Source organism: Stenotrophomonas sp. Ste86, from assembly GCF_024519465.1.
Taxonomy (GTDB): Bacteria; Pseudomonadota; Gammaproteobacteria; order Xanthomonadales; family Xanthomonadaceae; genus Stenotrophomonas.
In genome coordinates this window covers 119735-146285 of sequence record NZ_JALJRW010000006.1, presented here as the reverse complement: position 1 = coordinate 146285, position 26551 = coordinate 119735, and the positions used below count along the sequence as shown (strand labels likewise).

24 protein-coding genes are annotated in these 26551 nt (G+C 68.9%); 14 read left to right on the top strand and 10 right to left on the bottom strand.

All coding sequences use genetic code 11. From position 1 onward, the window contains the following. Nucleotides 1-20: 20 nt before the first annotated feature. Complete coding sequence (locus NR101_RS08510) at nt 21-875, top strand: methyltransferase (RefSeq protein WP_256774848.1); 855 nt, start codon at nt 21-23, stop codon at nt 873-875. 85 nt (nt 876-960) lie between these two features. After that, a complete protein-coding gene (locus tag NR101_RS08505; protein WP_256774847.1) occupies nt 961-1500 on the top strand; it encodes a pseudouridine synthase in 540 nt (179 codons plus the stop codon). Between the two features lie 132 nt (nt 1501-1632). On the opposite strand, the gene NR101_RS08500 is transcribed toward NR101_RS08505, so the two are convergent. Together NR101_RS08500 and hrpB are read right to left on the bottom strand one after the other, a co-directional pair. Further along, nucleotides 1633-2022 carry a hypothetical protein gene (locus NR101_RS08500; RefSeq protein ID WP_256774846.1) on the bottom strand — a complete coding sequence of 130 codons (390 nt, stop codon included), beginning with the start codon at nt 2020-2022 and terminating at the stop codon, nt 1633-1635. A gap of 184 nt (nt 2023-2206) precedes the next feature. Further along, nucleotides 2207-4711: an ATP-dependent helicase HrpB gene (hrpB, locus tag NR101_RS08495; RefSeq protein WP_256774845.1), complete on the bottom strand. Its 2505-nt coding sequence runs from the start codon at nt 4709-4711 to the stop codon at nt 2207-2209. A 102-nt stretch (nt 4712-4813) separates the two neighbouring features. Here hrpB and NR101_RS08490 point away from each other — a divergent pair, with 102 nt between their 5' ends. Then, nucleotides 4814-5629, top strand: a complete 816-nt coding sequence (locus tag NR101_RS08490; protein WP_256774844.1) for a TatD family hydrolase — start codon at nt 4814-4816, stop codon at nt 5627-5629. 347 nt (nt 5630-5976) lie between these two features. Here NR101_RS08490 and NR101_RS08485 read toward each other — a convergent pair whose 3' ends face one another. The 4 genes from NR101_RS08485 to NR101_RS08470 are packed head-to-tail and all read right to left on the bottom strand — an operon-like array spanning nt 5977 to nt 9576. Beyond that, nucleotides 5977-6879 carry an NAD-dependent epimerase/dehydratase family protein gene (locus tag NR101_RS08485; RefSeq protein WP_256774843.1) on the bottom strand — a complete coding sequence of 301 codons (903 nt, stop codon included), beginning with the start codon at nt 6877-6879 and terminating at the stop codon, nt 5977-5979. Between the two features lie 2 nt (nt 6880-6881). After that, nucleotides 6882-7820, bottom strand: coding sequence for a 2-dehydropantoate 2-reductase (gene panE / locus NR101_RS08480; protein ID WP_256774842.1), 939 nt, complete (start codon nt 7818-7820; stop codon nt 6882-6884). Further along, a complete protein-coding gene (locus tag NR101_RS08475) occupies nt 7820-8620 on the bottom strand; it encodes an ABC transporter permease (RefSeq protein WP_256774841.1) in 801 nt (266 codons plus the stop codon). The genes panE and NR101_RS08475 overlap by 1 nt, the downstream gene beginning before the upstream one ends. Continuing rightward, nucleotides 8617-9576, bottom strand: a complete 960-nt coding sequence (locus NR101_RS08470; RefSeq protein WP_256774840.1) for an ABC transporter ATP-binding protein — start codon at nt 9574-9576, stop codon at nt 8617-8619. Before NR101_RS08470 ends, NR101_RS08475 begins: the two co-directional genes overlap by 4 nt. Before the next feature lie 104 nt (nt 9577-9680). On the opposite strand from NR101_RS08470, the gene NR101_RS08465 reads away from it, so the two are divergent. Continuing rightward, the gene (locus NR101_RS08465) at nt 9681-10430 is read left to right on the top strand and encodes a ferredoxin--NADP reductase (RefSeq protein WP_256774839.1); all 750 of its coding nucleotides are present in this window, start codon (nt 9681-9683) and stop codon (nt 10428-10430) included. Nucleotides 10431-10477: 47 nt separating this feature from the next. On the opposite strand, the gene NR101_RS08460 is transcribed toward NR101_RS08465, so the two are convergent. Next, nucleotides 10478-11638 carry a lytic polysaccharide monooxygenase gene (locus NR101_RS08460; protein ID WP_256774838.1) on the bottom strand — a complete coding sequence of 387 codons (1161 nt, stop codon included), beginning with the start codon at nt 11636-11638 and terminating at the stop codon, nt 10478-10480. A 259-nt stretch (nt 11639-11897) separates the two neighbouring features. Here NR101_RS08460 and NR101_RS08455 point away from each other — a divergent pair, with 259 nt between their 5' ends. The 4 genes from NR101_RS08455 (at nt 11898) to NR101_RS08440 (ending at nt 16607) form a co-directional block, all read left to right on the top strand. Beyond that, nucleotides 11898-13064 (top strand): diguanylate cyclase, encoded by a 1167-nt coding sequence (locus NR101_RS08455; RefSeq protein ID WP_256774837.1) that lies wholly within the window; start codon nt 11898-11900, stop codon nt 13062-13064. 107 nt (nt 13065-13171) lie between these two features. Then, entirely contained in the window at nt 13172-14683 is a 1512-nt protein-coding gene (locus NR101_RS08450; protein WP_256774836.1) for an alpha/beta hydrolase, read from the top strand. Next, a complete protein-coding gene (locus NR101_RS08445) occupies nt 14680-15426 on the top strand; it encodes an ATP-binding cassette domain-containing protein (protein WP_256774835.1) in 747 nt (248 codons plus the stop codon). The genes NR101_RS08450 and NR101_RS08445 overlap by 4 nt, the downstream gene beginning before the upstream one ends. Next, a complete protein-coding gene (locus NR101_RS08440; RefSeq protein WP_256774834.1) occupies nt 15423-16607 on the top strand; it encodes an ABC transporter permease in 1185 nt (394 codons plus the stop codon). The genes NR101_RS08445 and NR101_RS08440 overlap by 4 nt, the downstream gene beginning before the upstream one ends. A 264-nt stretch (nt 16608-16871) precedes the next feature. On the opposite strand, the gene NR101_RS08435 is transcribed toward NR101_RS08440, so the two are convergent. Both NR101_RS08435 and NR101_RS08430 read right to left on the bottom strand, forming a co-directional pair. Then, entirely contained in the window at nt 16872-17891 is a 1020-nt protein-coding gene (locus NR101_RS08435; RefSeq protein WP_256774833.1) for an energy transducer TonB, read from the bottom strand. 187 nt (nt 17892-18078) lie between these two features. Then, complete coding sequence (locus NR101_RS08430) at nt 18079-18714, bottom strand: TIGR00645 family protein (protein ID WP_256774832.1); 636 nt, start codon at nt 18712-18714, stop codon at nt 18079-18081. 109 nt (nt 18715-18823) lie between these two features. Here NR101_RS08430 and NR101_RS08425 point away from each other — a divergent pair, with 109 nt between their 5' ends. The 4 genes from NR101_RS08425 (at nt 18824) to NR101_RS08410 (ending at nt 24401) form a co-directional block, all read left to right on the top strand. After that, on the top strand, nt 18824-19513 hold the full coding sequence (locus NR101_RS08425) for a glutathione S-transferase N-terminal domain-containing protein (RefSeq protein WP_256774831.1): 690 nt from the start codon (nt 18824-18826) through the stop codon (nt 19511-19513). A 204-nt stretch (nt 19514-19717) separates the two neighbouring features. Beyond that, complete coding sequence (locus tag NR101_RS08420) at nt 19718-21946, top strand: S9 family peptidase (protein ID WP_256774830.1); 2229 nt, start codon at nt 19718-19720, stop codon at nt 21944-21946. Nucleotides 21947-21985: 39 nt separating this feature from the next. Beyond that, nucleotides 21986-22495 carry a cytochrome c oxidase assembly factor Coa1 family protein gene (locus tag NR101_RS08415; RefSeq protein ID WP_256774829.1) on the top strand — a complete coding sequence of 170 codons (510 nt, stop codon included), beginning with the start codon at nt 21986-21988 and terminating at the stop codon, nt 22493-22495. Nucleotides 22496-22574: 79 nt separating this feature from the next. After that, nucleotides 22575-24401 (top strand): DUF885 domain-containing protein, encoded by a 1827-nt coding sequence (locus tag NR101_RS08410; protein ID WP_256774828.1) that lies wholly within the window; start codon nt 22575-22577, stop codon nt 24399-24401. Nucleotides 24402-24545: 144 nt separating this feature from the next. Here the strand turns inward: NR101_RS08410 and NR101_RS08405 are convergent, their stop codons facing one another. After that, nucleotides 24546-25004 (bottom strand): hypothetical protein, encoded by a 459-nt coding sequence (locus NR101_RS08405; protein WP_256774827.1) that lies wholly within the window; start codon nt 25002-25004, stop codon nt 24546-24548. 212 nt (nt 25005-25216) lie between these two features. Between NR101_RS08405 and NR101_RS08400 the strand changes: the two genes are divergently transcribed. Continuing rightward, complete coding sequence (locus tag NR101_RS08400; RefSeq protein ID WP_256774826.1) at nt 25217-25465, top strand: hypothetical protein; 249 nt, start codon at nt 25217-25219, stop codon at nt 25463-25465. 139 nt (nt 25466-25604) lie between these two features. Beyond that, entirely contained in the window at nt 25605-26522 is a 918-nt protein-coding gene (locus NR101_RS08395; RefSeq protein ID WP_256774825.1) for a bestrophin family protein, read from the top strand. Nucleotides 26523-26551: the final 29 nt, after the last annotated feature.

Here is a 26551-nt window from a genome sequence, read left to right as displayed (position 1 = left end):
CCCGCCACTGGAAGACGCCGATGAAAACCCGTTCGCTGACCACTGCCTGCCTGTTCACCTTGTCCACGCTGCTGCTGTCCGCCCCGGCCCTGGCGACCAAGCCGGCCGGCCCCAACGCACAGATCGCAATCACCCCGGCGGTGCAGGCGGCGGTGCAGGGCAACGGCCGCGACCCGGCCAACGTCAAGCGCGATGCGTGGCGGCATCCGGCGCAGACGCTCTCGTTCTTCGGCGTGGCACCGGGCAAGACCGTCATCGAGATCACCCCGGGCGGCGGCTGGTACGCGGAAATCCTGGGCCCGTTGCTGCGCGACAAGGGCAGCTATGTCGCCGCGGTGGTCGATCCGATGGCGGTGCCCGAAGGCCGCGGCCGCGACTACCAGCAGCGCAGCCGCGATGGCCTGGACAAGAAGTTCGCCGCCAATGCCGCGCTGTATGGCAAGAGCAAAGTGGTGGCCTACAACCCGACCGCGCCGCAGTTCGGTGCGGACAACTCGGCCGATGTGGTGCTGACCTTCCGCAATGTGCACAACTGGCGCAGCGCCAACCAGGCCGAGGGCATGTTCACCGGCTTCTACAAGGTGCTCAAGCCCGGTGGCGTGCTGGGCGTGGTTGAACACCGTGCCAAGGCCGACGTGCCCGCAGACGACAAGAGCGGCTACGTGGGCCAGAAGCAGGTGATCGCGATGGCCGAGGCGGCGGGCTTCAAACTGGCCGGCAGCAGCGAGATCAACGCCAACCCGCGCGACACCAAGGACCACCCGAACGGGGTGTGGACCCTGCCGCCGACCAACCAGCACGACAAGGCAGACGATGCGAAGTACCAGGCCATCGGCGAGAGCGACCGCATGACCCTGCGCTTCGTGAAGCCCTGACCGCCCAAGACCTGCTGCTGGCTGTCCTGCATCACACACGAGCGGGGGATGGGACAATGGCCCGTCCCCCGCTGCCGTTTCCGCCATGCTGATCGCCTTCAACAAACCCTTCAACGTGCTGTGCCAGTTCACCGACCGCAGCCAGCCGCCGCGCGCGACACTGGCCGGCTTCGGGCTGCCGCCGGCGGTGTATGCGGCCGGGCGGCTGGACTACGACAGCGAGGGCCTGCTGCTGCTCACCGATGACGGTGGCTTGGCGCACACCCTCACCGATCCGCGGCACAAGGCGGACAAAACGTATTGGGTGCAGGTGGAAGGCACGGTCAGCGACGACCAGCTGCAGGCATTGCGGCGTGGCGTACAGCTCAACGATGGGCCGACGTTGCCGGCGGGCGTGGAGCGCCTGGACCCTGCACCGACGCTGTGGCCGCGCGATCCGCCGGTCCGTTTCCGCAAGACCGTCCCCGATACCTGGCTGGCGATCACCCTGCGCGAAGGGCGCAACCGCCAGGTGCGGCGGATGACCGCGGCCGTGGGCCTACCCACGCTGCGGCTGGTGCGGGTGTCGATGGGCGCGCATGCGCTGGATGACCTGCAACCCGGCCAATGGCGCGAGATCCGGTAGCGCCACCCCATGGGGGGCTGCGCGCGGTGCCGGGCGTAAGACGCAGCCACCCATGGGTGGCTCTACCCCGCCCAAAAAAAAACCGCCGGGCGTTGCCGGCGGTTTCGATGCGTCAACGCTGACCCGAAAGGATCAGGCGTCGCTGCCGATGTCGCTGTGTTCGTCCACCACGGTGCTGGCGCGACGGTTGCGGGCGCTGATGCGCTGCGCCTGGCCGTTCACCACCTCGCCGTTGGCGAGCTTCTTCTTCTGCTGCTTGCGGTACAGCGCGTAGCCCAGCAGGCCCACGCCGACGGCGGCAGCGGCGATGGTCACGGCCGGGTTGCGACGCACCACCTTGGCGGCCACCTTGCTGCCGGTCTTCACTGCGCCAAGCGCCGCGCCGGTCTTGATCCAGTCGGTCGCCTGCGGCCCGAAGTGGCGCAGGTTGCTGCCAGCATGCTTGAGGCCGTCACCGGCGGTGCTTGCCAGGTCCAGGGCGCGCTCGAGGGCGCGGTCGGTAATCACAGTCAATCTGCTCATGGGGGGTCCTTTGCCTCGGTTCTGGTCCAGTGTCGCCCGTGGGCCGTGTAGGGCGTGTTATCCGCCAGCCACGACCGGATGACGACTGTAGCCGCTCCATCGGGCCACCGCCGCAGGACCAGATGACGCGGTCAGCCGCCAGCCATGAATGCGCGGGGCGCGTGAGGGCGCGCCGCCGGCGGCATCATGTCCCGCGCGGCTTGGCCCGATGGGTGGCGGTCGCCGTCCACGGATCGTCCGGCCACGGATGCTTGGGATAGCGCCCCTTCATTTCCTTTTTTACTTCCGTGTAGGTGTTCGCCCAGAAGTTGCGCAGGTCCTGGGTGACCTGCAAGGGGCGTCCACCCGGCGAGAGCAGATGCAGGGTGAGCGGAATGCGTCCGTCGGCGATGCGCGGGGTGTCGGCCAGGCCGAACAGTTCCTGCAGCTTCACCGCCAGCACCGGAGGCTGCGGGGTGATGCCATCGGCATCGACGGCATAGTGGATCGCCCGCTCCATGCCCGACGGCACGGCGATGCGGACCGGCGCATGGCGATCGATCAACTGACGCTGCGCCCACGGCAACGGCGACTTCAATGCCTCGCCCAGGCTCGCCTCGTCCAGCGCATCCAGACGCGTCTTGCCGTTGAAGGCCGGCGTGAGCCAGCGCGACAGGCTGTCCATCAAGGCCGCATCGGACAGATCGGGCAGTTCCAGCTCGGGCATCCACGCGCGTACCGCCAGCGCGCGCGCCTGCCACTGGCGCAGGCCGTCGGTCCACGGCAGCGCCTCGAGCCCCAGTTCGGCCACGGCCTCGGTCAGCGCCTGCGCGGCGTGGGCCGGATCCACGCGCCCGGCCGAACGGCTGTCGAGCACGATGCGGTCGAAGCGGGTCTCACGACGCGCCACCAGCGCGCGCTTGTCGGCGTCCCAGCGCACCACGTCTTCCTGTTGGAAGCGCTCGGGGAAATCCCGCCGCAGCCGGTTTTCATCGACCGGCGCGGCGCGCAGCAGCAGCGCATCGCGTGCCTCGAAGCGCAGCTCCACCGCCACCAGCCACGGTTCGCCGCGCAGGTTGCTGGGATCGAACAGGCGCGCGCTGCGACCGTTGGCCAGCAGGTAGCGCAGCGGGTCGGTGGGGTGGCGCGCGGCGATGCGGTCGGGGAAGGCATGGGCGAGCAGATCGCCGAGCCGATGCGCCTCCACCGAGGCCGGCGGCGCGGTGTCGCAACGCAGGCGGCGTCGCCATTGTTTGCTGGCCGCATCGATGGCGGCCAAGGCGCCGCGGTTGGCGTCGTGCGGTGCGCGCCCCTGCCGGAACGCGGCCAGCGCACGCCAGCGGGCGGCCAGTGCATCGCCGCCCTGGCGCAGCGGATCGCGCGCTTCCACCAGTGCGGCCAGGTCGCAGGCCAGCGCCTGTTCGACGCCGCCTTCGGCTGCCAGCAGCATCGCCGCCAGCCGCGGGTGCGTGCCCAGGGTGAGCATGCGCCGGCCGAGCGCGGTCAAGGCGCCACCGTCGCGCATCGCACCCAGCCGCTGCAGCAATTCACGGGCGGCGGCCAGGGCGCCGACCGGCGGCGCGTCGACGAAGCGCAGGTCATCGCTGCCCCACGCGGCCAGTTCCAGTGCCAGCGACGCCAGTTCCACCTGCGCCATCTCCGGCCGTCGCTGCGCTTCCAGCCGCTGCGACTGCGGCCACAACCGCCATGCCCAGCCGTCGGCAACGCGTCCGGCGCGTCCGGCGCGCTGGTCGGCCGAGGCCTGCGCGATGCTCACCACATCCAGGCGCGCAAAGCCGCTGTTGGGGTCGTAGCGGGGTTCCCGCGCCAGCCCGGCATCGATCACCACGCGCACGCCGGGCAGGGTGACCGAAGATTCGGCCACGTTGGTGGCCAGCACCACCCGGCGTTGGCCGTTCGGATCGGGCTGCAGCACGCGCGACTGCTGCTCCACCGGCAGCTCGCCGTGCAGCGGCAACACCTGCACCGTCGGCGGCAGCACCTGTTCCAGCGCCGCCTGGGTACGCGCGATCTCGCGCTGGCCGGGCAGGAACACCAGCACGTCGCCGGGATGTTCGGCCAGCGCCTGCTCCACCGCGCGGCGCGCCTGCGCCTCCAGCGCTTCCTCGCGGCGTGCGGGGAAATGGCTGATCGCCACCGGGAAGCTGCGGCCTTCGCTGCTCAGGCGCGGCGCGTCCAGGAACTGCGCCAGGCGCTCGCCATCCAGCGTGGCCGACATCACCACGATGCGCAGGTCTTCGCGCAGCTGCGCCTGCACATCCAGCGCCAAGGCCAGGCCCAGGTCGGCGGCCAGGTGGCGCTCGTGGAATTCATCGAACAGCAACGCGCCCACGCCCTCCAGCATCGGGTCGTCCTGCAGCATCCGGGTCAGGATGCCTTCGGTGACCACTTCCACGCGCGTGCGCGCGGACACCTTGTTCTCGAAGCGGATGCGGTAACCGACCGTGCCACCGACCTCGTCGCCCAGCTGGCGCGCCATGAACTGCGCGGCACTGCGCGCGGCAACCCGGCGCGGTTCCAGCATGAGGATCTTGCGGCCCTGCAGCCACGGGGCGTCCAGCAGCGCCAGCGGCACCTGGGTGGTCTTGCCCGCACCGGGTGGCGCTTCCAGCACCAGCCGTGGATGGGTGGCCAGATGCGCGAGGATCTGCGGCAGCAGCGGGGAGATCGGGAAAATCGGCGTGCTCATGGGCCAAGGATACGGGCCGTGGGCGGGTGCGGCGAGACGTGTACGCCGGGGCCGTGCGGGCGGCACGCTAGAATGGACGGGTTCACTGTCCTGTAGCCCCCCATGCACCTGATCGATATCGGCGCCAACCTCACCCACGATTCCTTCGATCGCGACCGCGACGCCGTACTGGCGCGCGCGCGCGATGCCGGCGTGGTGCAGATGGTGATCACCGGCGCCAGCCGCGAGCACTCGCCGATGGCGCTGGAGCTGGCGCGCCAGCACCCGGGGTTCCTGTACGCCACCGCCGGCGTGCATCCGCATCACGCGGTGGAGTACACCGACGCGTGTGATGCGGAGATGCGTGCGCTGCACGCGCATGCCGAGGTGGTGGCGGTGGGCGAATGCGGGCTGGATTACTTCCGCGATTTCGCCCCGCGCCCGGCCCAGCACCGCGCGTTTGAGCGCCAGTTGCAGCTGGCCAGCGACGTGCGGGCTGCCGATGGCGCGCGCAAGCCGCTGTTCCTGCACCAGCGCGACGCGCACGCCGATTTCATGGCGCAGATGAAGAACTTCGACGGCAAGCTCGGCGCGGCGGTGGTGCATTGCTTCACCGGCGAGCGCCAGGAACTGTTCGATTACCTGGACCAGGACTGGTACATCGGCATCACCGGCTGGCTGTGCGATGAGCGCCGCGGTGGCCACCTGCGCGAGCTGGTCAGGCACATCCCGGCCAACCGGCTGATGATCGAGACCGACTCGCCGTACCTGCTGCCACGCTCGCTCAAGCCGATGCCCAAGGACCGCCGCAACGAGCCGATGTTCCTGTCGCATATCGTCGAGGAACTGGCGCGCGACCGTGGCGAGGAAGTGGACGTCACGGCAGCCAATGCGACGGCGGCCACGCGCACGTTCTTCCGCCTGCCCGACGCAGCCTGACCCGGTCCGCTGTCGGTAGTGCCGAGCCATGCTCGGCAACCGCGCAACGCGCGGCCCACACCAGGCGTATCTATTGCCCGATCCGGTAGTGCCGAGCCATGCTCGGCAACCGCGCGACGCGCGGCCCACACCGGGCGTATTTATTGCCGGCCATCCGGGCACCGGAACGGAGAGCAGCCGAGCATGGCTCGGCTCTACCGGCCCTCCGGGCACCGGAACGGAGAGCAGCCGAGCATGGCTCGGCTCTACCGGCCCTCCGGGTACCGGAACGGAGAGCAGCCGAGCATGGCTCGGCTCTACCGGCCACCCGGGTACCGGATCGGAGAGCAGCCGAGCACGGCTCGGCTCTACCGGTTCGCGGTGACGCGCCCGTCGCCGGCCGCCCACGCATCGGTCAAGCCTTCGCGGTAGGTCGGGAACCGCGGCTGCCACTGCAATGCCTCGCGCGTGCCGCGACTGTCGATGCGCTTGTTGCTGCTATAGAAGCGCCGCAGAGAAGCAGGGACGGCCGGATCATCCCAGGCCTGCGGCGCAGGCAGCGGCAGGCCACTCAGGGCCGCCGCATAGGCCAGCACGTCCTGCGGCGGAGCCGGCTCATTGTCGGCCGGCAGATACAGCGCGTTACCCCGCGGCCGGCGCATCGCTGCGAGCACCGCAGTGGCGAGATCTTCGACGTGCAGCCGGTTGAATACCTGGCCCGGGCGCACAACCTGCCGCGCCTTGCCTTGTGCCAACTGCACCAGCGCGTTGCGTCCGCGTCCGTACAGGGCGGGCAGCCGGAACACCGCCGAAGCAAGGCCGTGCGCCCGCGCGAAGGCCTGCCACTGCTGTTCGGCGCGCAGGCGCTTCAGTGCGGTGCCGTCGGTGGCATCGGCCGTCGCGTGCGTGTCGATCCAGCCGCCATCGCGGTCGGCATACACGGCCGTCGACGAAAGGTAGCCCACCCAGCGCAGCGACGGTGCATCCTGCAGCGCCTCGCCGAGCAGGCGCAGGGCGGGATCGCCGTCGGCATCGGGCGGGATACTGCACAGGATCGCATCGGCGGTTCGGATCGCCTCACGCAACGCCGCATCGAGGGCGCATTCCTCGGCCAGACGATGGCGTGGCACGCCGTCGGCCGGCGTGGTGGCGGGATCGCGCACGGTGCCGCTGCAGGCAATGCCGTGTGCCTGCAGCAGCGCGGCCAGATGTCGCCCGCCGTAGCCCAGGCCCAGCACCAGCACGCGTGCCGGCGCGGTGTCGGCGGCCATGCTCAGCCCTTGCGCTGCTGCTGGTAGGCCTGCAGCTGCGCATACGCCACGGCCAGCAGGGGCGCCGCCTGTCCGGCGGCACGCGCGCGGACCAGCATGTCGCCGACGATCTGCTCGGCCTCGACCTGCTGGCCGGCTTCCAGGTCGCGCAGCATCGAGGCCTTCAGCACCGAACCGGCCTGGGTGGTGGCGGTCAGCGCGATCTCGCGGGCCTTGGCGGGAATCGGCTCGCTGGCGGCGTCGGCCACGGCCAGGCACTCCTCGTACAGGCCACGCACGATCGCCGCGCCGTCATCGGTGGCCACGATCGTGCCGACATCGGCGCGCATCAGGCAGGTCGATGCGGCCAGGGTGGTCAGGAAGGTGTACTTGATCCACTGCTCCTGGCCGATCGCGTCGCTGGCCACATGGTCCACGCCGGCCTGCACGCAGGCCGCCGCCAGCGCCAGCACCCGCGCGCTGCTGCCGGTGCCGTCGCGCTCGCCGAAGGTGAGCTTGGCCGCAGGTGCCAGATGCAGCACCGCGCCATCGGCGGCCTTGGTCGCGCTGATGAAGCACAGCCCGCCCAACACCGCATCGCGGCCGAAGCGCGCATCCAGAGCGGCGTAATGGCGCAGCCCGTTGAGGATCGGCAGTACCGTGGTGCGCGGCCCCATCGCCGGCGCGATGGCCTCGATGGCGCTGTCCAGGTCATAGGCCTTGCAGCTCAGGATGACCAGGTCGAACGGCTGCGCCGCCGCCAGCGCGGGCAATGCCTCGGCGGTGACGTGCTGCACCGGGAACGTCGCATCGCCGAGCGGGCTGCGGATCACCAGCCCTTCGCCCGCCAGTTGCGCCGCACGCGCCGGACGCACCAGGAAGGTCACGTCCACGCCGGCCTGCGCCAGGCGACCACCGAAATAACCGCCGGTACCGCCGGCGCCGAGGATCAGGATGCGCATCAGCTCCGCATCCCCACACCACGCTTGAGCAGCCACAGCGCGAGCGCGGTGAGCGCCACCACGAAGCCGAGCATCAGCGCGTAGGCCACCCACAGCGGCACGTCGCTGGTGCCCAGCAGGCCGTAGCGGAACGCGTTGACCATGTAGAAGATCGGGTTGGCATGGGTGGCCGCTTCGGCCCAGGTCGGCAGCAGCTTCACCGAGTAGAACACGCCGCCCAGATAGGTCAGCGGGGTCAGGATGAAGGTCGGCACAATCGCCACGTCATCGAACTTCTTGGCGTACACCGCGTTGATGAAACCGGCCAGCGAGAAGATCGTCGCGCCCAGCAGCACCGTGGTCAGCGTCACCAGCGGGTGCGGGATGCGCACCGGGGTGAAGAACATGGCGATGATCAGCACGATCACGCCGACCATCAGGCCGCGCAGCACCGCGCCGGACACATAGCCCCACAGGATCACCCAGTTCGGCATCGGGCTCACCAGCAGCTCTTCGACATGGCGACCGAACTTGGCGCCGAAGAAGGACGAGCTGATGTTGCCGTAGCTGTTCTGGATCACGCTCATCATCACCAGGCCCGGCACGATGAACTGCATGTAGCTGTAGCCGCCCATCTCACCCACGCGCGAGCCGATCAGGCCGCCGAAGATCAGGAAGTACAGGGTCATGGTGATCGCCGGCGGCACCAGGGTCTGGCCCCAGATGCGCAGGATGCGCGCCACTTCGCGGCGCACGATGGTCATCAGCGCGATGCGGTTGCGCTGGCCGTCGGTCAGGACCGGGGTCGGGGTGCTGCTCATGCCACGTTCTCCTGGTTGCCGGTGAGGCGCACGAACAGCTCCTCCAGGCGGTTGCTCTTGGTCCGCATCGAACGCACCCGGATGCCGGCGGCGTTCAAGGCGTCAAACACCCGGTTGAGGTCCATCGCGCGCGGCATGTCCACGTCCAGCGTGTGGCTGTCGGTGGCGATCAGGATCGCGCCCTCGATCTCCGGCAGCTGGGCCGGCAGGCTGCCGTCGATGTCGAACAGGAAGCCTTCCACGTCCAGCTTGGCCAGCAGTTCGCGCATCGGGCCCTGGGTGACGATCTGGCCATGGTTGATGATGGCCAGGTTCCGGCACAGATGCTCGGCTTCTTCCAGGTAATGCGTGGTCAGGATGATCGTGGTGCCGGCGGCATTGATCTCCTTGAGCACGCGCCACATGTCGCGGCGGATCTCGATGTCCACACCGGCGGTGGGCTCGTCCAGGATCAGCAGGCGCGGGCGGGTCATCATCGCGCGGGCGATCATCAGCCGGCGCTTCATGCCGCCGGACAGGGTACGGCTCATCACCTGCGCCTTCTCCCACAGATGCGCGCGCTTGAGCTCCTCTTCGGCCATCTTCTCGGCCTCGGCGCGGGCCACGCCGTAGAACCCGGCGTAGTTGACCAGGATGTCGAAGGGCTTCTCGAACAGGTTGAAGTTGATCTCCTGCGGGACCAGGCCGATCAGGCGCATGGTCGCGCTGCGGTTGCGCACCAGGTCGCTGCCGAAGACCTCGACCTGGCCCTCGCTGAGGTTCACCAGCGAGCTGATGATGCCGATCAGGGTCGACTTGCCGGCCCCGTTGGGGCCCAGCAGGGCGAAGAAATCGCCCGGGAGGACGTCCAGCGAGACGCCCTTCAGGGCCTGGGTGCCGTTTTCGTAGGTTTTACGGAGGTCGCGGACCCGCAGGGCGGGGGCCGTACCGGTCGCGGGAGTGTTCTGGGAAGCCAAGCTCTTGCCTTCGCGCCTGCGGGCTGGCGCTGGATAGGGGCGGGGAGCGGCTATTATAGAAGACCCCGAGGGCTTGCCCCGGCTACACACTGTCCCGAAAAGTCGTGCCTGCCCAATTCCCCCTCAAACTGGTCGACCGGCGCATGCTGGCCCCGACCGTCGGCCACTACCAGTTCCTGCGTGATGACGGCCAGCCGCTGGATTTCCAGCCCGGCCAGTTCATCCAGGTCCATTTCGAGTACGCCGACGGCACCGCCACCAAGCGCAGTTACTCGCTGGCCACCATTCACAACCACGCCCTCGGCGCGGGCGAAGCGGTCGATATCGCGGTCAGCTTCGTCCCCGGCGGCGCCGCCACGGCCCTGTTCGAGGGCCTGGACATCGGCGGCCACGTCACCGCCAGCGGCCCGTTCGGCCGGTTCTGCCTGCAGCCGGGCGACCACAACGCGCGCTACCTGCTGATTGCCACCGGCACTGGGGTCACTCCCTACCGCTCGATGCTGCCGCTGCTGGCCACCGCCATGGCCGAGCGTGGTGTCGACGTGGTGCTGCTGCAGGGCGCCCGCACGCCGGCCGAACTGCTTTACAGCGACGACTTCCGCGCCTTCGCCGATGCCCACCCGGGCTTCCGCTACGTGCCGTGCCTGTCGCGCGAGCTGCCCGACAACCCGCACCCGGACGTGCGCCACGGCTACGTGCAGCAGCACCTGGCCGAATTCGCGCCCAACCCGGCCACCGACATCGCCTACCTGTGCGGCAACCCGGACATGGTGGATGCGACGTTCGAGGCGTTGAAAGAGGCGGGGCTGCCGACGCCGCAGGTGCGGCGGGAGAAGTACGTCAGTAGCAAGTAGGCCGCTGCGCTGACCGGGGGCAGACAACGCCGCCCCCGGTGGTGCACTCAGTACGGAATCCAGGCGTCGCGCCAGGCCGATCCGGTCCCGGGGCGGTAGGCGTCGGCGTCGGTGTTGCACCAGGCGCCTTCCGGGAACGGCCGGCACGCATACAGCAGGCCATCGCTGCCCTTCACCACGGTCTGGCCCGGAATGTAGCGGCCGATACCGGCGGGGTAGACGAAATCGTAGTCACCCTCCGGCGGCGGCACTTCCGGTGTCCGTACATCGAGCTGGAACCGGTGGCCCGCCGAGAGGTACACGCGGTTGTCGGTGGCCGAGGCGATCGGCGTGACCACCCCATCGCGCATCACCCCCACCCGCGCGTGGGTGGCGCTGGCGTTGACCTGCCGGGCCAACTGCAGCGGCCACTGCGCAGGGGCGGTCTGGCCGCTGGCCAGCGTGGCCTGCACCGTTTCCACGTCCTGCCCGGCGGCAGTGAACACGCGCAGCGACAACACCGTTCCAACCGGCAGTTCGCCGCGTGCGGTAAGCGGACCGGCGTCCTGCCAGCCGGGCGGGGGCGTGCCGCCGTCGCCGTCGAAGCGCACGTCCATGCAGGTGTAGAACGCCTCGCCCGAATCGGCACGTTGCCAGGTGTTGTAGATCACATGCGGGCCAGTGCGATTGGGCAACTGGCATTCCAGCGTGTAGGTGCCATCGGGCGACAGCGGCGTATTGCCCAGCGTGCAGAACTTCTCCAGGTCGCCCCAGCCCATCGGTGAACCGGGCTGCCAGCCCTCGCGCGTGACGAAGAACTGCCAGTCACGCGTTACATGCGGTGCCGAGGCCTTGAATACGAAGGTGAAGCGGCCATTGGCATCGGCCTGGATCGGCGTGCGCTGCCAGTCGCTGCGGTCCAGGTCCAGGCCACGGAAGGTGGGGTTGTTGCCACTGCACAGCGCCCCGTCCGGCACCACGGCCTGGTGATTGCCGTTGGCGTGGGCTTGGTTGATGCCCGCCCAGTCGTAGAACGCCTGGGCGCCACCAACCGCCTTGGCGGCGGCGCAGGCCGGGTTGGTCGGGTTTTCCGGATTGCCCTGGAAGCAGGCGTACACCCGGCTGATCGGCGTGGTCATGGTGCCGTGGGCGTGCGCGGTCGCGCCGGCCGCCAGGCCGCCCAGCGCCAGTGACAGCGCGATCAGGGAACGGGAATGTCGAGAGGTCATGGTGTCTCCGTAAGCAGGGATGAAAGGCGCGGCCGGCATCGGTGCGTCGGCGGGGGCGATGGGGCGCGCGCCGCCGAGTATCTGGCGCTGTCAGGAAATTCCTAATGGGATTTATTGCAGTGGATGCGCGTTGGGATAGTCATCAATGTGCGTCTGGGCAGCGCATCCCAGAACGTTGCGGAATGGCGTCGATACCGCGACGGCTTTGCCACGCCGCCGCGCACGCTAAACTGCGCGCCGTTCCGATGCCCGAGGCCGCATGTCCCTGGATTTCCCCACCGTCGCGGTCCTCGGCTACCTGCTGTGCCTGGGCATTGCGTTGGGCTTTTCACTCCTGCTGCTGGTCCTGCGCGGGCAACCGGCGCTGCGCCTGTGGACGGCCAGTCTGTGGCTGCTGGCGCTCAGCTTGACCTCGGTGGCGCTGCGTGCGCAGTTGCCGGTGGTGCCGCTGGTGATCTTCGGCAATGCGGTATTGGCGCTGTCGGCGGTGGCGATGCTGTACGGCGTGGCGCGCCACCTGCAGCGGCGACTGCCGAGCTGGCAGCCGGTGCTGCTGGCCGGTGCGTACGTAGCCGGCATCGTGGTGTTCGTGGTGCCGTTCCCGAACCTGGCCGTCCGGCTCAACGTGGCCAGCCTGTTTTCGGTTCTGGTCAATGGCTGGATGGCCTGGATGCTGGTCCGCCATGCACCGCCCGAGCAGCGCACCAGTTGCTGGCTGGCCGCGGCGATCTTCGGGGCTGAAGCGATGGTGTACCTGGTGCGGCTGTGGTTGCCGGTGGCGCCCGATGCCGGTCAGGACATCTTCCGGGCTGGCGCGCCGATGTTTGCCACGTACCTCGCGGGCATCTTCCTGGAACTGGCCCGCTGCTTCGCCCTGGTGCTGCTGCTGGTGGAGAAGATGCTGGTCGACCTGCGCCGCGTGGCACGCACCGATGGACTGACCGGCCTGCTCAACCGCGGCGCGGTGCTGGCCGATGGCCAGGCGTGCCTGCAGCAGTGCCAGCGGCAACAGCAACCGTTGGCCCTGCTGCTGCTGGACGTAGACCACTTCAAGCAGGTCAACGATCGCTGGGGGCACATCGCGGGCGACCAGGTCCTGCGCCACTTCGCCACGGTCCTGTCCAGCAGTCTGGCCGGCCAGCAGCCGTTGTTGGGCCGCTACGGCGGCGAGGAGTTCGTGCTGCTGCTGCCGGGCGCCGACCATGCCCGGGCCACGCAACACGCCGACCACATCCGCGCGCAGCTGCAGGCTTGCCCCGCCTGCCTGGGCGATGTGCCGGTCATGGTCACCACCAGCATCGGGTTGGCTGTCGGCACTGGGGCGCACGACCTGGCGGCCTTGCTGGCCGCCGCTGACCGGGCGCTCTACCAGGCCAAGGCCGACGGCCGCGACCGCACCGTCAGCGCGGTTCCAGTGACTGCCTGAGCCTGGCCGAGGCACGGCATCGGTACTCGCGGCGGTGTGCGCGTCACATCCAGCGCGCCCCGCCGTCATGGCATGCTGAGACCCTTCAATCCAGGATGCGATCGAACATGCGAGTTTCCTGCCGTCCCTTGGCGACCGGAGCAGCCTTGCTGCTGCTGGCCGCCTGCCAGGCCACCCCGGATACCCCGGCGGAGGGCGCGCAACGCCAGTACGGAACACTGACGTTCAAGCCGTGCACGCTGACCAGCACCCAGGCCAGCGACAACGTCGAAGCCCAGTGCACCACCCTGCAGGTGGCCGAGAACCCGGCCGCGCCCACCGGTCGCAAGATCGGCTTGAACATCGCGTGGCTGGAAACCAGCAACGAAGGCGAGGGCAAGCACGACCCGGTGTTCTTCCTGGCCGGCGGGCCGGGCCAGGCGGCTACTGAAGTGGCGGCGGTGATCAACCTGGCCCTGCGCGAAGTGCGCAAGCAGCGCGACATCATCCTGGTCGACCAGCGTGGCACGGGTAAATCCAATCCGCTGACCTGCGTGGGCGCCGACGGCAAGGAGATGGCGCTCGATGACGCCGCTACCCCGTCCACCCAGCTGATCGCCGATTTCGCCCGGCAGTGCGCCGCATCGCTGGCTGATCGCGCCGACACCCGTTTCTACACCACCACCCAGGCCATCGGCGACATCGATGCGGTGCGTGCGGCCCTGGGCGTGGACAAGATCAACCTGATCGGCGGCTCCTACGGCACCCGGGTGGCCCAGCAGTACGCCGCGCACTACCCGCAGCACACCCGTGCGGTGGTGATCGACGGCGTGGCCCCCAACGACGTGGTGGTGGGCGGTGATTTCGCCGACACCTTCGAAACGGCCATCGACCTGCAGGCCGAGCAGTGCCGCAAGGACGCCGCGTGCGCCAAGCGCTTCCCGGTCGACACCCACACCCAGCTGAAGAACGTGATGACCGCGCTGGCCAAGGCCCCGGTCGAGGTCGAGTACCGCGACCCGGGCACCGCCGAGGCCAAGCGCGACGTGCTCACCGCCGACTCGGTCACCGGCCTGGCCTTCATGTTCTCGTACATGCCCGAGCTGTCCTCGCTGCTGCCGGTGGTGCTCGACGAGGCCGCGCACGCGCGCTACGCGCCGCTGATGTCGCTGAGCAGGATGGCCGGTCGCACGCTGGGCGTGCAGATGAACCGGGGCATGCAGTGGTCGGTGATCTGTGCCGAGGATGCCGACCGTTACCAGGAGCCGGTCGCCAATGATCGCCTGCTCGGTCCGGAAGTGGCGCGCATGTTCTTCGCCGCGTGCCCGGGCTGGAACGTCGGCACGCGCCCGAAGGACTTCACCGCCCCGCTGAAGAGCGACCTGCCGGTGCTGCTGCTGTCGGGTCAGTTCGATCCGGTCACCCCGCCGCGCTACGCCGAGCAGGTGCTCAAGACCCTGCCCAACGGCCGCCATCTGGTCGCCAAGGGCCAGGGCCACGGCACCCTCAACGCTGGCTGCATGCCGCGCCTGCTCGGCCAGTTCATGGACAAGGCCGACGCCACGTCGCTCGACGCCACCTGCCTGGACGCGCTGAGTCCGGTGCCGGCCTTCACTTCGTTCAACGGATGGGCACCATGATCGTCGCCGAGAACCTGCATAAAGCCTTCAAGACCAAGACCGGCCTGATCAAGGCGGTGAACAACGTCGGCTTCCATGCCGAGGACGGCCAGATCACCGGCCTGCTCGGCCCCAACGGCGCCGGCAAGACCACCACCATGCGCATGCTGTACACGCTGATGACGCCTGACGAAGGCCGGGTGATGGTCGATGGCATCGACGCGGCTGCCGACGCGGTGGCGGTGCGCCGCCGGCTGGGCGTGCTGCCCGATGCGCGCGGGGTCTACAAGCGCCTGACCGCGCGCGAGAACATCGCCTACTTCGGCCAGCTGCACGGCATGAGTGGGGCGCAGATACGCGAGCGCACCCAGGTGCTGTCGCAGGCGCTGGACATGGAGGACATCCTGGACCGCCAGACCGATGGTTTCTCGCAGGGCCAGCGCACCAAGACCGCGATCGCCCGCGCGCTGGTGCACGACCCGCGCAACGTCATCCTCGACGAGCCCACCAACGGCCTGGACGTGATGACCACGCGCGCGCTGCGCGGCTTCCTGCGGGGCCTGCGCAACGAGGGCCGCTGCGTGATCTTCTCCAGCCACATCATGCAGGAGGTGGCCGCGCTGTGCGATCGCATCGTGATCATCGCCCACGGCACGGTGATGGCCGCCGGCACGGCCGATGAGCTGCGCGCACAGACCGGGGAAGACAACCTGGAAGATGCCTTCGTCAAGGTGATCGGTTCGGAAGAAGGATTGCACGCATGAGTTCGTTCGCCACGTTGTTGACCGTGATGCGCAAGGAACTGCGCGATCTTTCCCGCGACCGCCGCACCCTTGCGCTGACCCTGCTGCTCGGCCCGCTGCTGTACCCGATCCTGATCCTGGGCATGGGCAAGCTGGCCGAAAGCCGGGTCAAGACCCAGATCGACAAGCCACTGGACATCGCCACCATCGGTCGCGAGCACGCGCCCAACCTGGTGCGCTTCCTGGCCGCGCAGGGGCTCAATGCGGTGGATGCCCCCAAGGACCTGACCGAGGCCATCCGCGACCAGCAGATCGACGTCGCGTTGCGGATCAGCCCGGACTTCGGCGAGGACTGGGCCGAAGGGCGTCCGGCGCTGGTGGAGATCGTCAAGGACAGCACCCGCCGCGCCGCCGACATCCCCAGCATGCGCCTGCAGACCGCGCTGGCCGGCTACAACCAGCAGGTGGGCGCGCTGCGCCTGCTCGCCCGGGGCGTCGATGCACAGGTGGCCCGGCCGCTGGAGCTGGCCACGCAGGACCTGGCCACCGCCGAGGCCAAGCGCGGTCAGGTTTTGTCCTACCTGCTGCCGGTGCTGCTGACCATCACCTCGTTCCTGGGCGGGGCCTACCTGGTGATGGATACCACCGCCGGCGAGCGCGAGCGCCAGTCGCTGGAGCCGCTGCTGGCCACCCCGGCGCCGCGCAGTGCCATCGTCAGTGGCAAGATCGCCGCCGCCTGCATGGTGGGCATGGCCTCGCTGCTGCTGACATTGCTGGCGTTCAAGCTGAGTGCGCAGGTGTCCAGCAGCGGGGCAGGGCGACAGCTCAACATGGGCTTCCTGCCGATGCTGCAGATGCTGCTGATCATGCTGCCGATGCTGTTCATCGGCACCTCGCTGCTGACGTTCCTGTCGGCGGCGGCCAAGAGCATGAAGGAAGCCCAGAGCCACATGACCTGGCTGATGCTGCTGCCGATGCTGCCCGGGTACGCGCTGATGGTGTACCCGCTGAAGAGTGAGCTGTGGCAGTTCGCGGTGCCATTCCTGGCGCAGAACCAGATGCTGCTGAAGATCATCCGCCATGAGCCGATCAGCGCGCAGATGTGGGGTGTGTACCTGGCCGCCGGCTTCGGACTGGCGGCGGTGCTGTGGTACGCGGCGGTGCGTCGTTACCACCAGGAGCGATTGGCGATTTCGGGGTGAGTCGTGCGGGGCGATGGCCACGCTGCCATCGCCCCGCTATCGATGTTCGCGTTGGAGCCAAGGGCGCAATCCGCGGATGGGTTGTGATCCCCCGCCGATGTTTCAGGTGCTTGCGGTTGGTAGTGCAGCCACGCATGGCGTGGCTCTACCGGCCCCGAACCCGGGTAGAGCCACGCCATGCGTGGCTGCCTTGCAACGAGAAACACGGAACCAACAAAAAGCCCGGCGCACGCCGGGCTTTTTGCTACCGCGATCGGCCAGCGATCAGCCGCCCGGCGCGAAGGCCAGCGTGCGACGCGTGGTCACCGGTGCACCCACCGGTTCGAACTTCCAGCGCTTGACCGCGTTGAGCGCTTCGCGATCGAACACGCGCGAGGGCGTGGCGCGCAGCACGCGGGCGTTGGTGACCGAGCCGTCGGTGCCGACGGTGATTTCCACCAGCACTTCGCCGGACGTGCCCGACCGCAGCGCCTCGGCCGGGTAGCGCGGGGCCGGGGTGCTGACCGGGCGCAGGCTGGGTGCGGCGGCGGCCGGTGCAGCGGCCTGGCGGGCAGCGGTGGCCTGCTGGGCGGCGGCGGCCTGCTGGCGCTGTTCGGCCTCGCGGCGGGTCGCGGCCTGGCGCTCGGCATCCTGGCGCTCGCCGTCGCGGCGGGCGGCATCCTGCTGGGCAGCGATGGTGCGGGCCGCTTCGGCTTCGGTGGCCTGCTGCTGGGCCTGGCGCTGCTGGTCGGCCAGCTGCTTGGTGCGGCTTTCGGCGTCCTTCTTGACCTTGTCGGTCTCTTCCTGGGTGCGCTTGAGCGCGGTCTGCATGCCGCCGCTGATGCCCTGCTTCAGGCGCGGCAGCGCCGGTGCGGTGGCATCGACCTTTTCGATCAGCGCGACCAGCCGCTGCGATTCGGCGAAGTCCTCGCGGCCCAGGCTCTGCTCGGCGGCGATCAGGGTGTAGGGCAGCAGGTCGGTCAGCGCGCTCTTGACCGAGGCGTCATCGGGGGTCTTGTCGCGCAGCGCCAGGTAGTACTCGATGGCGTTGTCGCCGGCCGGAGCGTACATGCGGTTTTCGCGCAGGGCCTGGCTGGCCAGGTCGCGCAACTGGTCGGTGCCCATCGACTGCACCTTGGCCGAGACCGCCGGTGCGGCCGGCGCCGCCGGCGTGGCGGTGGTGGCGGTCCCTGCGGCAGGCGCGGCCGGTGCCGGTTCGTCCTTGCCCGAGCAGGCGGCCAGGGCCACCAGCAGGGTCAGCGGCGCAAGCAGGCGCGCCTTGGCGATCGTGTTGACGTGCGACATCCAACTCCCCTTTGAAGACGACGATACGTAAGGCCCGATGCGGTCAGGCTGGCCGAGGCCCATGGACGTTTCCCGACGTCCACGGCAGTACTGCAGGTGTGCAATCTAGCACCCCCTCGCCCGGCCGGGGGCCGGGCGGCGAGGGCAGGCCGGCATCGTGACCGATGCCGGCGCCGCCGGGCAAGCGTCAGTGCGACAGCGTCTTGCTGGGCGTGCCGCTCATCAGCTTGTCGGTGTAGGCGATGCCGATCGCCGACAGGATGAAGGCGGCATGGATGATGGTCTGCCACATCACCCCGGTGGAGGTGAACGAGGTGCACTTGAAGGCCACTGCGGCGCTCGGGCCGGCGGCCGCAACGGCGCTGGCCACCGCCTGGATGTAGACATCGCTGTTGCAGGAGGGAAGGCTGTCCAGGCTGCCGGCGGCGATGAAGGTCTTGAGCAGGTGGATCGAGGAGATGCCGATGATCGACAGCGCCAGCTTCACCTTCAGCACGCTGGCGTTGACGTGGCTGAGCCACTCCGGCTGGTCGGGATGGTTCTCCAGGCGCAGGCGCGAGACGAAGGTCTCATAGCCGCCCACGATCACCATCACCAGCAGGTTGGAGATCATCACCACGTCGATCAGGCCCAGCACCAGCAGCATGATTTCCTGCTCGCCCATGCTGTTGGCCTTGTGCAGCAGGTGCCACAGTTCCTTGCCGAACAGGAACACATACACGCACTGCGCCAGGATCAGGCCCAGGTACAGCGGCAGCTGCAGCCAGCGCGAGGCAAAGATCAGGGACGACAGGGGGCTGATGGGCTTTTCGGTGGCGCTCATGCTGGAATGCTGCGTTGCGGGGGACGCGGCAGGTTAACGGGTCCGCCGTGACCCCGCCACCCAACCGACGCACTAGACTCCAGACTTACCCATCCGCGAGTGCGCCGCCATGATCGACCTGTACTACTGGCCCACCCCCAACGGCCACAAAGTCACGCTGCTGCTGGAAGAGCTGGGCCTGCCGTACCAGATCAAGCCGGTCAACATCGGCGCCGGCGACCAGTTCAAGCCCGAATTCCTGGCGATCTCGCCCAACAACAAGATGCCGGCCCTGGTCGACCACCAGCCCGCCGACGGTGGCGCCCCGCAGAGCGTGTTCGAGTCCGGCGCGATCCTGCTGTACCTGGCCGAGAAGACCGGCCGCTTCGTGCCATCCGATGCACGCGGCCGGGTGGCGGTGCTGGAGTGGCTGTTCTGGCAGATGGCCGGGCTGGGCCCGATGAGCGGGCAGATGGGCCACTTCAACGTGTATGCGCCCGAGCAGATTCCCTATGCCATCGAGCGCTACAACAACGAAGTGCGCCGCCTGCACGGGGTGATGGACAAGCGCCTGGCCGACAGCGCCTTCCTCGGCGGTGCGGAATACAGCATCGCCGACATGGCCAGTTACCCGTGGATCGGGGCGTACGACAAGCTGCCGGTGGATTTCGCCGCCTTCCCGCACCTCAAGCGCTGGCACGAAGCCATCGCCGCGCGCCCGGCCACCCAGCGCGCCTATGCGCTGCGCCAGAAGGTCAACCCGGACGCCGGCAAGCCGCTGAGCGAGGAAGAGCGCAAGCACCTGTTCGGCCAGCGCTGAGCCGGGACTACCCGCCGCCACCCCGCTCCAGACATCCCCACCGACCCAGAGGGTAGTGCCGGCCGCTGGCCGGCTCCCCAAAACGCCCGCCGCAGCCGGTCACCGCCCAACCGCCGGCACGGGCGCAAGGCTTTTGGTTAGGATGAACTGCTCCCCGTCCGCCCCGCGCGGGCGGGGAACGTCCAGACGCTGCCGGAATCCTTCATGCGCCACCTGTTTGCTTCACTTGCCCTCATGCTCGCTTCGACCACGCTCGCCCACGCCGAAAAGCTGACCCTGGAGGCCATCACCGGCCCCTTGCCGTTGTCCGGCCCGACCCTGATGAAGCCCAAGGTCGCCCCGGACGGCTCGCAGGTCAGCTTCCTGCGCGGCAAGGACGCCGACCGCAACCAGCTGGACCTGTGGGCCTACGACATCGCCAGCGGCACGACCCACCTGCTGGTCGACTCCAAGGTAGTGCTGCCGGGCGAAGAAACCCTGAGCGATGCCGAAAAGGCCCGCCGCGAGCGCCAGCGCATCGCGGCGATGACCGGCATCGTCGATTACCAGTGGTCGCCCGACGCACGCACCTTGCTGTTTCCGCTCGGCGGCGAGCTGTACCTGTACGACCTGAGCAAACAGGGCAAGGCGGCGGTACGCCAGCTCACCCACGGCGAAGGGTTCGCCACCGATGCCAAGCTCTCGCCCAAGGGCGGGTTCGTCAGCTTCGTGCGCGCGCGCAACCTGTGGGTGATCGACCTGGCCAGCGGCAAGCAGATCCAGCTCACCGGCGACGGCAGCGACACCATCGGCAACGGCGTGGCCGAATTCGTTGCCGATGAGGAGATGGACCGCCACACCGGTTACTGGTGGGCGCCGGACGACTCGGCGATCGCCTTTGCGCGCATCGATGAAAGCCCGGTGCCGGTGCAGAAGCGCTATGAGATGTATGCCGACCGCACCGAGATGATCGAGCAGCGCTATCCGGCGGCCGGCGACCACAACGTCACCGTCAAGCTCGCGGTGATCGCGCCGAAGGCCGATGCCGCACCGCGCTGGATCGACCTCGGCCGCAACCCGGACATTTACCTGGCACGGGTGGATTGGCGCGATCCGCAGCGCCTGACCTTCCAGCGCCAGTCGCGCGACCAGAAGCGCCTGGAACTGATCCAGGCCGATCTGGCCAGCGGCCAGCAGCACACGCTTGTCACCGAAACCTCCAGGACCTGGGTGCCGCTGCACAACAGCCTGCATTTCCTGAAGCAGGGCGGCTTTGTATGGTCGTCCGAGCGCAGCGGTTTCGAGCATCTGTACCGCGTCTCCGACGACGGCAAGACCGTCACCGCGCTGACCAGCGGTCACTGGCCCGTCGATGAACTGCTGGCCGTGGACGAAGCCGCCGGCAAGGTGTACTTCCGCGCCGGTGTCGATTCGCCGCGCGAAAGCCAGATCTACGCCGTGCCGCTGCAGGGCGGCACGCTGCAGCGCCTGTCGCAGGCACCGGGCATGCACAGTGCCAGCTTCGCCAAGAATGCCAGCGTCTACGTGGACAGCTGGTCCAACACCACCACCCCGCCGCAGATCGCCCTGTTCCGCGCCAACGGCGATAAGATCGCCACCCTGGTCGAAAACAATCTGCGCGATCCGCAGCACCCCTACGCGCGTTACCTGGATGCGCAGCGCCCGGTCGAGTTCGGCACGCTTACCGCTGCCGACGACACGACCGAGCTGCACTACAGCCTGATCAAGCCGGCCGGTTTCGATCCGGCCCGGCGCTATCCGGTGGTGGTGTACGTGTATGGCGGCCCGGCCAGCCAGACCGTCACCGACAGCTGGCCCGGCCGTGGCGACCACCTGTTCAACCAGTACCTGGCCCAGCAGGGTTACGTGGTGTTCTCGCTGGACAACCGCGGCACGCCGCGCCGCGGCCGCGATTTCGGCGGCGCGCTGTATGGCGTGCAGGGCACGGTGGAAGTGGCCGACCAGCTGCGCGGCGTGGCCTGGCTGAAGCAGCAGGCCTGGGTGGATCCGGCGCGCATCGGCGTGCAGGGCTGGTCCAACGGCGGCTACATGACCCTCATGCTGCTGGCCAAGGCGTCGGACACCTACGCCTGCGGCGTGGCTGGCGCGCCGGTCACCGATTGGGGCCTGTATGACAGCCACTACACCGAGCGCTACATGAACCTGCCGGCCAACAATCCGAAGGGCTATGAAGCCGCGCGCGTGCTGGCCCACATCGACGGCCTGCGCTCGCGCCTGCTGCTGATCCACGGCATGGCCGATGACAACGTGCTGTTCACCAATTCGACCTCGTTGATGAGCGCGCTGCAAAAGCGTGGCCAGCCGTTCGAACTGATGACCTACCCCGGCGCCAAGCACGGCCTGTCGGGCAGCAATGCGCTGCACCGCTATCGCCTGGCCGAGGATTTCCTGGGGCGCTGCCTGCCCCGCTGACCCACCGCTTCCGCCACCGGCCCGACAAGGAGTTTGCCGATGACATCGCCCCCCGTATTGACCGGAAAGACCGCATCCACCGGCTGGTGGCGCCGCCACTGGCGCTGGGCAATGCCACTGGCGGTGGTGGTGGGGATCGCCGCGGCGGTCTGGGCGGTGTGGTTCGCGCTGTCGCAGTGGGCGTACTGGAGCAAATCCAGCACGCCCTACCAGGAGGCCATGCGCCGCGCGCGCTGCAACATCGAACTGGTGCAGGCGCTCGGCGAGCCGGTGCAGGACGGCTACCTGCCGGCCGGTTCCATGCACACCACCGGGCAGAGCCAGTTCGTGATCGCGCTGTCCGGCCCGCGCGGCGATGGCCGCCTGTTCCTCAATGCCCGGCGCAGCGGCGGGCAATGGGACTACCCGATGCTGTACGTGGTCACTGAGGGCAAGGAGGCCATCGACCTCACCGCACTGGACGACGAAGAGGCCGCCGACAGCTGCGCCTTGGAAGAATGCCGCGCCAATGGCCAATGCCCGGTGCCGTCCGGGTCGCTGGGGGCCTGATCGGCGCATGACCTCCGGCCGATTGCCGGGCGCGCCGTGAGTGCGTAGGGTCGCAGGCATCCTGCCCTGGAGTTCCCGCATGAAGCCGCTCGTCCTTGCTGTTGCGCTGGCCCTGACCGTCCCCGCCACCCTGTCGGCGCCGCCGGCGTTGGCCAGGCAGGCCGCTGCCCAGCCTGCCACCGCCAAACCCGCCGCCAGCCCGGCGTGGGTCACCCGCAGCAACCAGCTGGCGCAGATCCTGCTGGATGCGCAGGGCCCATTCCAGCCGGAAGAGACCGGTTTCTTCGGCGTGCCCGGCTATGACGACAAGGTGGCCGATTTCGGCCCGGACAACGGCGCCCGTTACCGCGCGGCCATGGCCAAGGCACGCACCGAACTACAGGCCAAGCTGAGCACCGAGCGCGATCCCAACGTGCGCCAGGACCTGGCGATCATGATCGCCGCGGCCAGCCAGAACATCGAAGGCAGCGAGCTCAACGACAAGTACCTGCTGCCGTGGAGCGATACCCCGCAGACCGTGTTCAGCGGCCTCAACCTGCTGCTGTCCGACCAGGTGCCCGCCGAGCGCCGGGCCAAGGCCCTGGACCGCCTGAAGGCGTATGCCGGCCTCGCCCCGGGCACCCAGCCGGTCACCACGCTGTCGCGCCAGCGCTATGAAGAGCGCCTGGGCGACAAGACCCTGCTGCAGCCGACGAAGATCGAAGTCGAGCAGTCGCTGGCCAACGTGGACACCTACATCACCGGCATCGAACAGCTGTTTGGCAAGTACAAGGTGGCCGGCGCCGATGAAGCGCTGAAGACCATTGCCACCCAGCTGCGCGAGTACCGCGACTGGACCCGCAGCGCGGTGCTGCCCAAGGCCCGCACCGACGCGCGCCTGCCCGAGCCGCTGTACGCCTACCAGCTCAAGCGGGTAGGCATCGACATCGCCCCGGCGGTGCTGATGCAGCGTGCGCAGCTGGAATTCATGGAAACCCGCTCGGCGATGCGCCAGCTGGCGCCGCTGGTGGTCCAGGCCAAGGGCCTGAAGGTGGCCGACCCGACCGATCCGGTCGCGGTGGTGCGCGCGCTGAAGGGTGACAAGATCGCCGACGACCAGCTCGAGCACCACTACCGTGGCGTGATCGATGCAATCGACCCGATCATCCGCCGCGAGAAGATCGTCGACGTGCCGCAGCGCCCGATGCAGATGCGGCTGGGCTCGGCGGCCGAGAGCGCGGCCTCGCCGGCCCCGCACTTCCTGCCCGCGCCGCTGGTCGGCAACACCGGGCAGCAGGGCACCTTCGTACTGCCGCTGGGCAACCCCGCCGCCGGCGACAAGGCCGCGCAGTACGACGATTTCAACTTCGGTTCGGCCGCGTGGACGCTGAGCGCGCACGAAGGCCGGCCGGGCCACGAGCTGCAGTTCACCGCCATGGTCGAGCGCGGTATCTCGCTGGCACGCACCATGTTCGCGTTCAACTCGGTCAACGTCGAAGGCTGGGCGCTGTATGCCGAAGCGGAGATGGTGCCGTACGAACCGCTGGACGGGCAGCTGATCGCACTGCAGTTCCGCCTGCTGCGCGCCGCCCGCGCGATGCTCGACCCGATGCTCAACCTGGGCCTGATCGACCGCGCCAACGCCGAGCGCGTGCTGATCGACGAGGTCGGCCTGTCCAAAGCGATGGCCACCCAGGAACTGGACCGTTACATGGTGCGCATGCCCGGCCAGGCCGGCAGCTACTTCTACGGGTACACGCGCATCCTGGAACTGCGCATGCAGACCGAGCTGGCGTTGGGCAAGCGCTTCGACCGCCTGGCGTTCAACAACTTCCTGCTCGACCAGGGCCTGCTGCCGCCTGACCAGTTGGCCCAGGCGGTGAACGAGGTCTTCGTGCCGAAGTACAAGGCCGCAGCCAAGCGCTGACCGGTCTGCCGTCCGCGCCCATCCTCCGGGCGCGGACGGGTGGTGCCGGCCGTTGGCCGGCAACCTCATGAGCCCATCAGGATGTGCGAGGTTGCCGGCCAGCGGCCGGCACTACCCTAATGGATCCCGCGGCGGGTTTTGCCGTTACCGCTGCGGCGTGATCGTCTGCGTCGGCAGGCGTGCCGGTGGCGCCGGGTTGGGCACCCAGATCGCCACGCCGGCCGCCCGCTTCTGGGTGGTCGGGATGCCGATGCCTACACCGCCGCCCACGTGCGAGCCGAAGCTGCCGGCACCCACCGACATGCCCACCGGCGAGCCGCTGGACCCTACGCCCATCAGGATCACACCATTGGCGCCCAGTGCGGCCGCTTCGCGCTTGAGCCGCATCACCGCCGCGTCGGTCTGGCCCTGCGTGCCGAAGCCCACCGCGCTGGCCGATTCCAGCTGCGCGATCTCGACCGAGCCGGCCGGCGGGGTCGAATAGATCTGGACGCTGGCCGGATCCACCGGCGCGCGCGCCTGGCCCAGCATCACCTTGGACGTACTGGCGCAGCCGGCCAGGGCCAGCAGCACGCCAAGTACGGCAATCGATCGGATGTTCATGCATCACCCCTGTTCGGTAGGGACCATCGGCCCGTGGCGCGATCATCGGTGGCGACCACTGAATCGGTGCCAACGTCGTGATCTTCACGCTAGCACTGTCCAGGTGAGCGGCGTGCCGCGGTCCGTGCGACCGGCCGCAGGCGCCGATGAACGCGTCAGCTACGCGCCGGTTTTAGGCTATGGTGACGCCAATATCATCGAAGGAGCCTGGCATGGGGTTGATCAGTCTGTTGTGGGGCATCCTGGCACTGCTGTGGATGATCCTGGCCCTGATCCCGCTGCTGGGCTGGGGCAACTGGTTCCTGATCCCGTTCGCGGCAGTCGGCGCGGTCATCGCCGCGCTGGGCATCCTGTTCACCCACCCCACCAAGCGCGGCCGGGCCTGGGCCGGGCTGGTGCTCAACGGCATCGTGGTGGTGGTGGGGATCGTGCGCCTGGGCTTGGGCGGCGGCATCGTCTGAGCCCGATCGCCGGTGACACGACCGGCTGCGACCATCGGTCGCAGCGACCGGGCAGCGCCGCGCATCGGCGTACAATTTACCGCTGCCGCTGCGGGCCTGCCGCCGGCCCACGCCCGCCCGGGCGCCACTCCCGCTCTCGATGATCATTCGTCCTCGTCCCCACGGCTGGCAACTGCTGTACATCCTGCGCGGCTCCATCGTTCCGGCGGTGGCCCCCAAGGTGCTGGCGATCCTGCTGCTGTCGATCGCCGTGGCCGCCTTCGCCGAGGTCTGGCACCCGCCGGGCATCGAGCGCGTCTCGGTGGCCCCGTTCACCCTGCTGGGCCTGGTGCTGTCGATCTTCCTGAGCTTCCGCAACAACGCCTGCTTCGAACGCTGGTGGGAAGGCCGCAAGCTGTGGGGCCAGCTGGTCTACGAATCGCGCAGCCTGGCGCGGCTGTGCACGGCGCTGCTGGCCGATGATGCGCCGCGCCGCGCGCGCATCTGTCGGCTCGGGATCGGTTTCGCCCATGCGCTGGCAGCCAAGCTGCGCGGTCGCGATGCCGGGCTGGCCGCGCTGCCCTGGGTGAGCGATGCAGACCACGCGCGCCTGGGCGAACGCCTCAACGTGCCGGACCAGTTGCTGGCGATGATCGCCGCCGACCTGGCCGAGCCGCTGCGCGGCGGCCGCCTCGATCCCATTCTCTACAGCCAGTTCGAGACGCGCCTGCATGCGATGTCCAGTATCCAGGCCGGCTGCGAGCGCATCCTCTCCACGCCGTTGCCGTTCGCCTACACCCTGCTGCTGCACCGCTGCGCGTGGATGTTCTGCGTGCTGTTGCCGTTCGGCCTGGCCAGCTCGCTGGGCTGGGCTACCCCGGTGGTGTCGGCGGTGTTGGCCTACGCCTTCTTCGGCCTGGACCAGTTGGGCGAAGAGATGGAAGAGCCGTTCGGGCTGGAGCCCAACGACCTGCCGCTGGATGCGCTGGTGCGCACCATCGAAATCGACCTGCTCGACAGCCTCGGCGTGACGCCCCTGCCTGCGCCGCTGCAACCGCATCGTTACCTGCTGCAGTAAACCTGCCGCGCCCTACCGCATTCCGTTAC

Coding starts and splice junctions, on each gene's coding strand:
- NR101_RS08445 (WP_256774835.1), top strand. CDS start 14,680: ATGATCGTCGCCGAGAACCTGCATAAAGCCTTCAAGACCAAGACCGGC.
- NR101_RS08395 (WP_256774825.1), top strand. CDS start 25,605: ATGATCATTCGTCCTCGTCCCCACGGCTGGCAACTGCTGTACATCCTG.
- NR101_RS08435 (WP_256774833.1), bottom strand. CDS start 17,891: ATGTCGCACGTCAACACGATCGCCAAGGCGCGCCTGCTTGCGCCGCTG.
- NR101_RS08400 (WP_256774826.1), top strand. CDS start 25,217: ATGGGGTTGATCAGTCTGTTGTGGGGCATCCTGGCACTGCTGTGGATG.
- NR101_RS08450 (WP_256774836.1), top strand. CDS start 13,172: ATGCGAGTTTCCTGCCGTCCCTTGGCGACCGGAGCAGCCTTGCTGCTG.
- hrpB (WP_256774845.1), bottom strand. CDS start 4,711: ATGAGCACGCCGATTTTCCCGATCTCCCCGCTGCTGCCGCAGATCCTC.
- NR101_RS08485 (WP_256774843.1), bottom strand. CDS start 6,879: ATGGCCGCCGACACCGCGCCGGCACGCGTGCTGGTGCTGGGCCTGGGC.
- NR101_RS08405 (WP_256774827.1), bottom strand. CDS start 25,004: ATGAACATCCGATCGATTGCCGTACTTGGCGTGCTGCTGGCCCTGGCC.
- NR101_RS08440 (WP_256774834.1), top strand. CDS start 15,423: ATGAGTTCGTTCGCCACGTTGTTGACCGTGATGCGCAAGGAACTGCGC.
- NR101_RS08475 (WP_256774841.1), bottom strand. CDS start 8,620: ATGAGCAGCACCCCGACCCCGGTCCTGACCGACGGCCAGCGCAACCGC.
- NR101_RS08420 (WP_256774830.1), top strand. CDS start 19,718: ATGCGCCACCTGTTTGCTTCACTTGCCCTCATGCTCGCTTCGACCACG.
- NR101_RS08415 (WP_256774829.1), top strand. CDS start 21,986: ATGACATCGCCCCCCGTATTGACCGGAAAGACCGCATCCACCGGCTGG.
- NR101_RS08430 (WP_256774832.1), bottom strand. CDS start 18,714: ATGAGCGCCACCGAAAAGCCCATCAGCCCCCTGTCGTCCCTGATCTTT.
- NR101_RS08425 (WP_256774831.1), top strand. CDS start 18,824: ATGATCGACCTGTACTACTGGCCCACCCCCAACGGCCACAAAGTCACG.
- NR101_RS08510 (WP_256774848.1), top strand. CDS start 21: ATGAAAACCCGTTCGCTGACCACTGCCTGCCTGTTCACCTTGTCCACG.
- NR101_RS08460 (WP_256774838.1), bottom strand. CDS start 11,638: ATGACCTCTCGACATTCCCGTTCCCTGATCGCGCTGTCACTGGCGCTG.
- panE (WP_256774842.1), bottom strand. CDS start 7,820: ATGCGCATCCTGATCCTCGGCGCCGGCGGTACCGGCGGTTATTTCGGT.
- NR101_RS08500 (WP_256774846.1), bottom strand. CDS start 2,022: ATGAGCAGATTGACTGTGATTACCGACCGCGCCCTCGAGCGCGCCCTG.
- NR101_RS08490 (WP_256774844.1), top strand. CDS start 4,814: ATGCACCTGATCGATATCGGCGCCAACCTCACCCACGATTCCTTCGAT.
- NR101_RS08410 (WP_256774828.1), top strand. CDS start 22,575: ATGAAGCCGCTCGTCCTTGCTGTTGCGCTGGCCCTGACCGTCCCCGCC.
- NR101_RS08455 (WP_256774837.1), top strand. CDS start 11,898: ATGTCCCTGGATTTCCCCACCGTCGCGGTCCTCGGCTACCTGCTGTGC.
- NR101_RS08505 (WP_256774847.1), top strand. CDS start 961: ATGCTGATCGCCTTCAACAAACCCTTCAACGTGCTGTGCCAGTTCACC.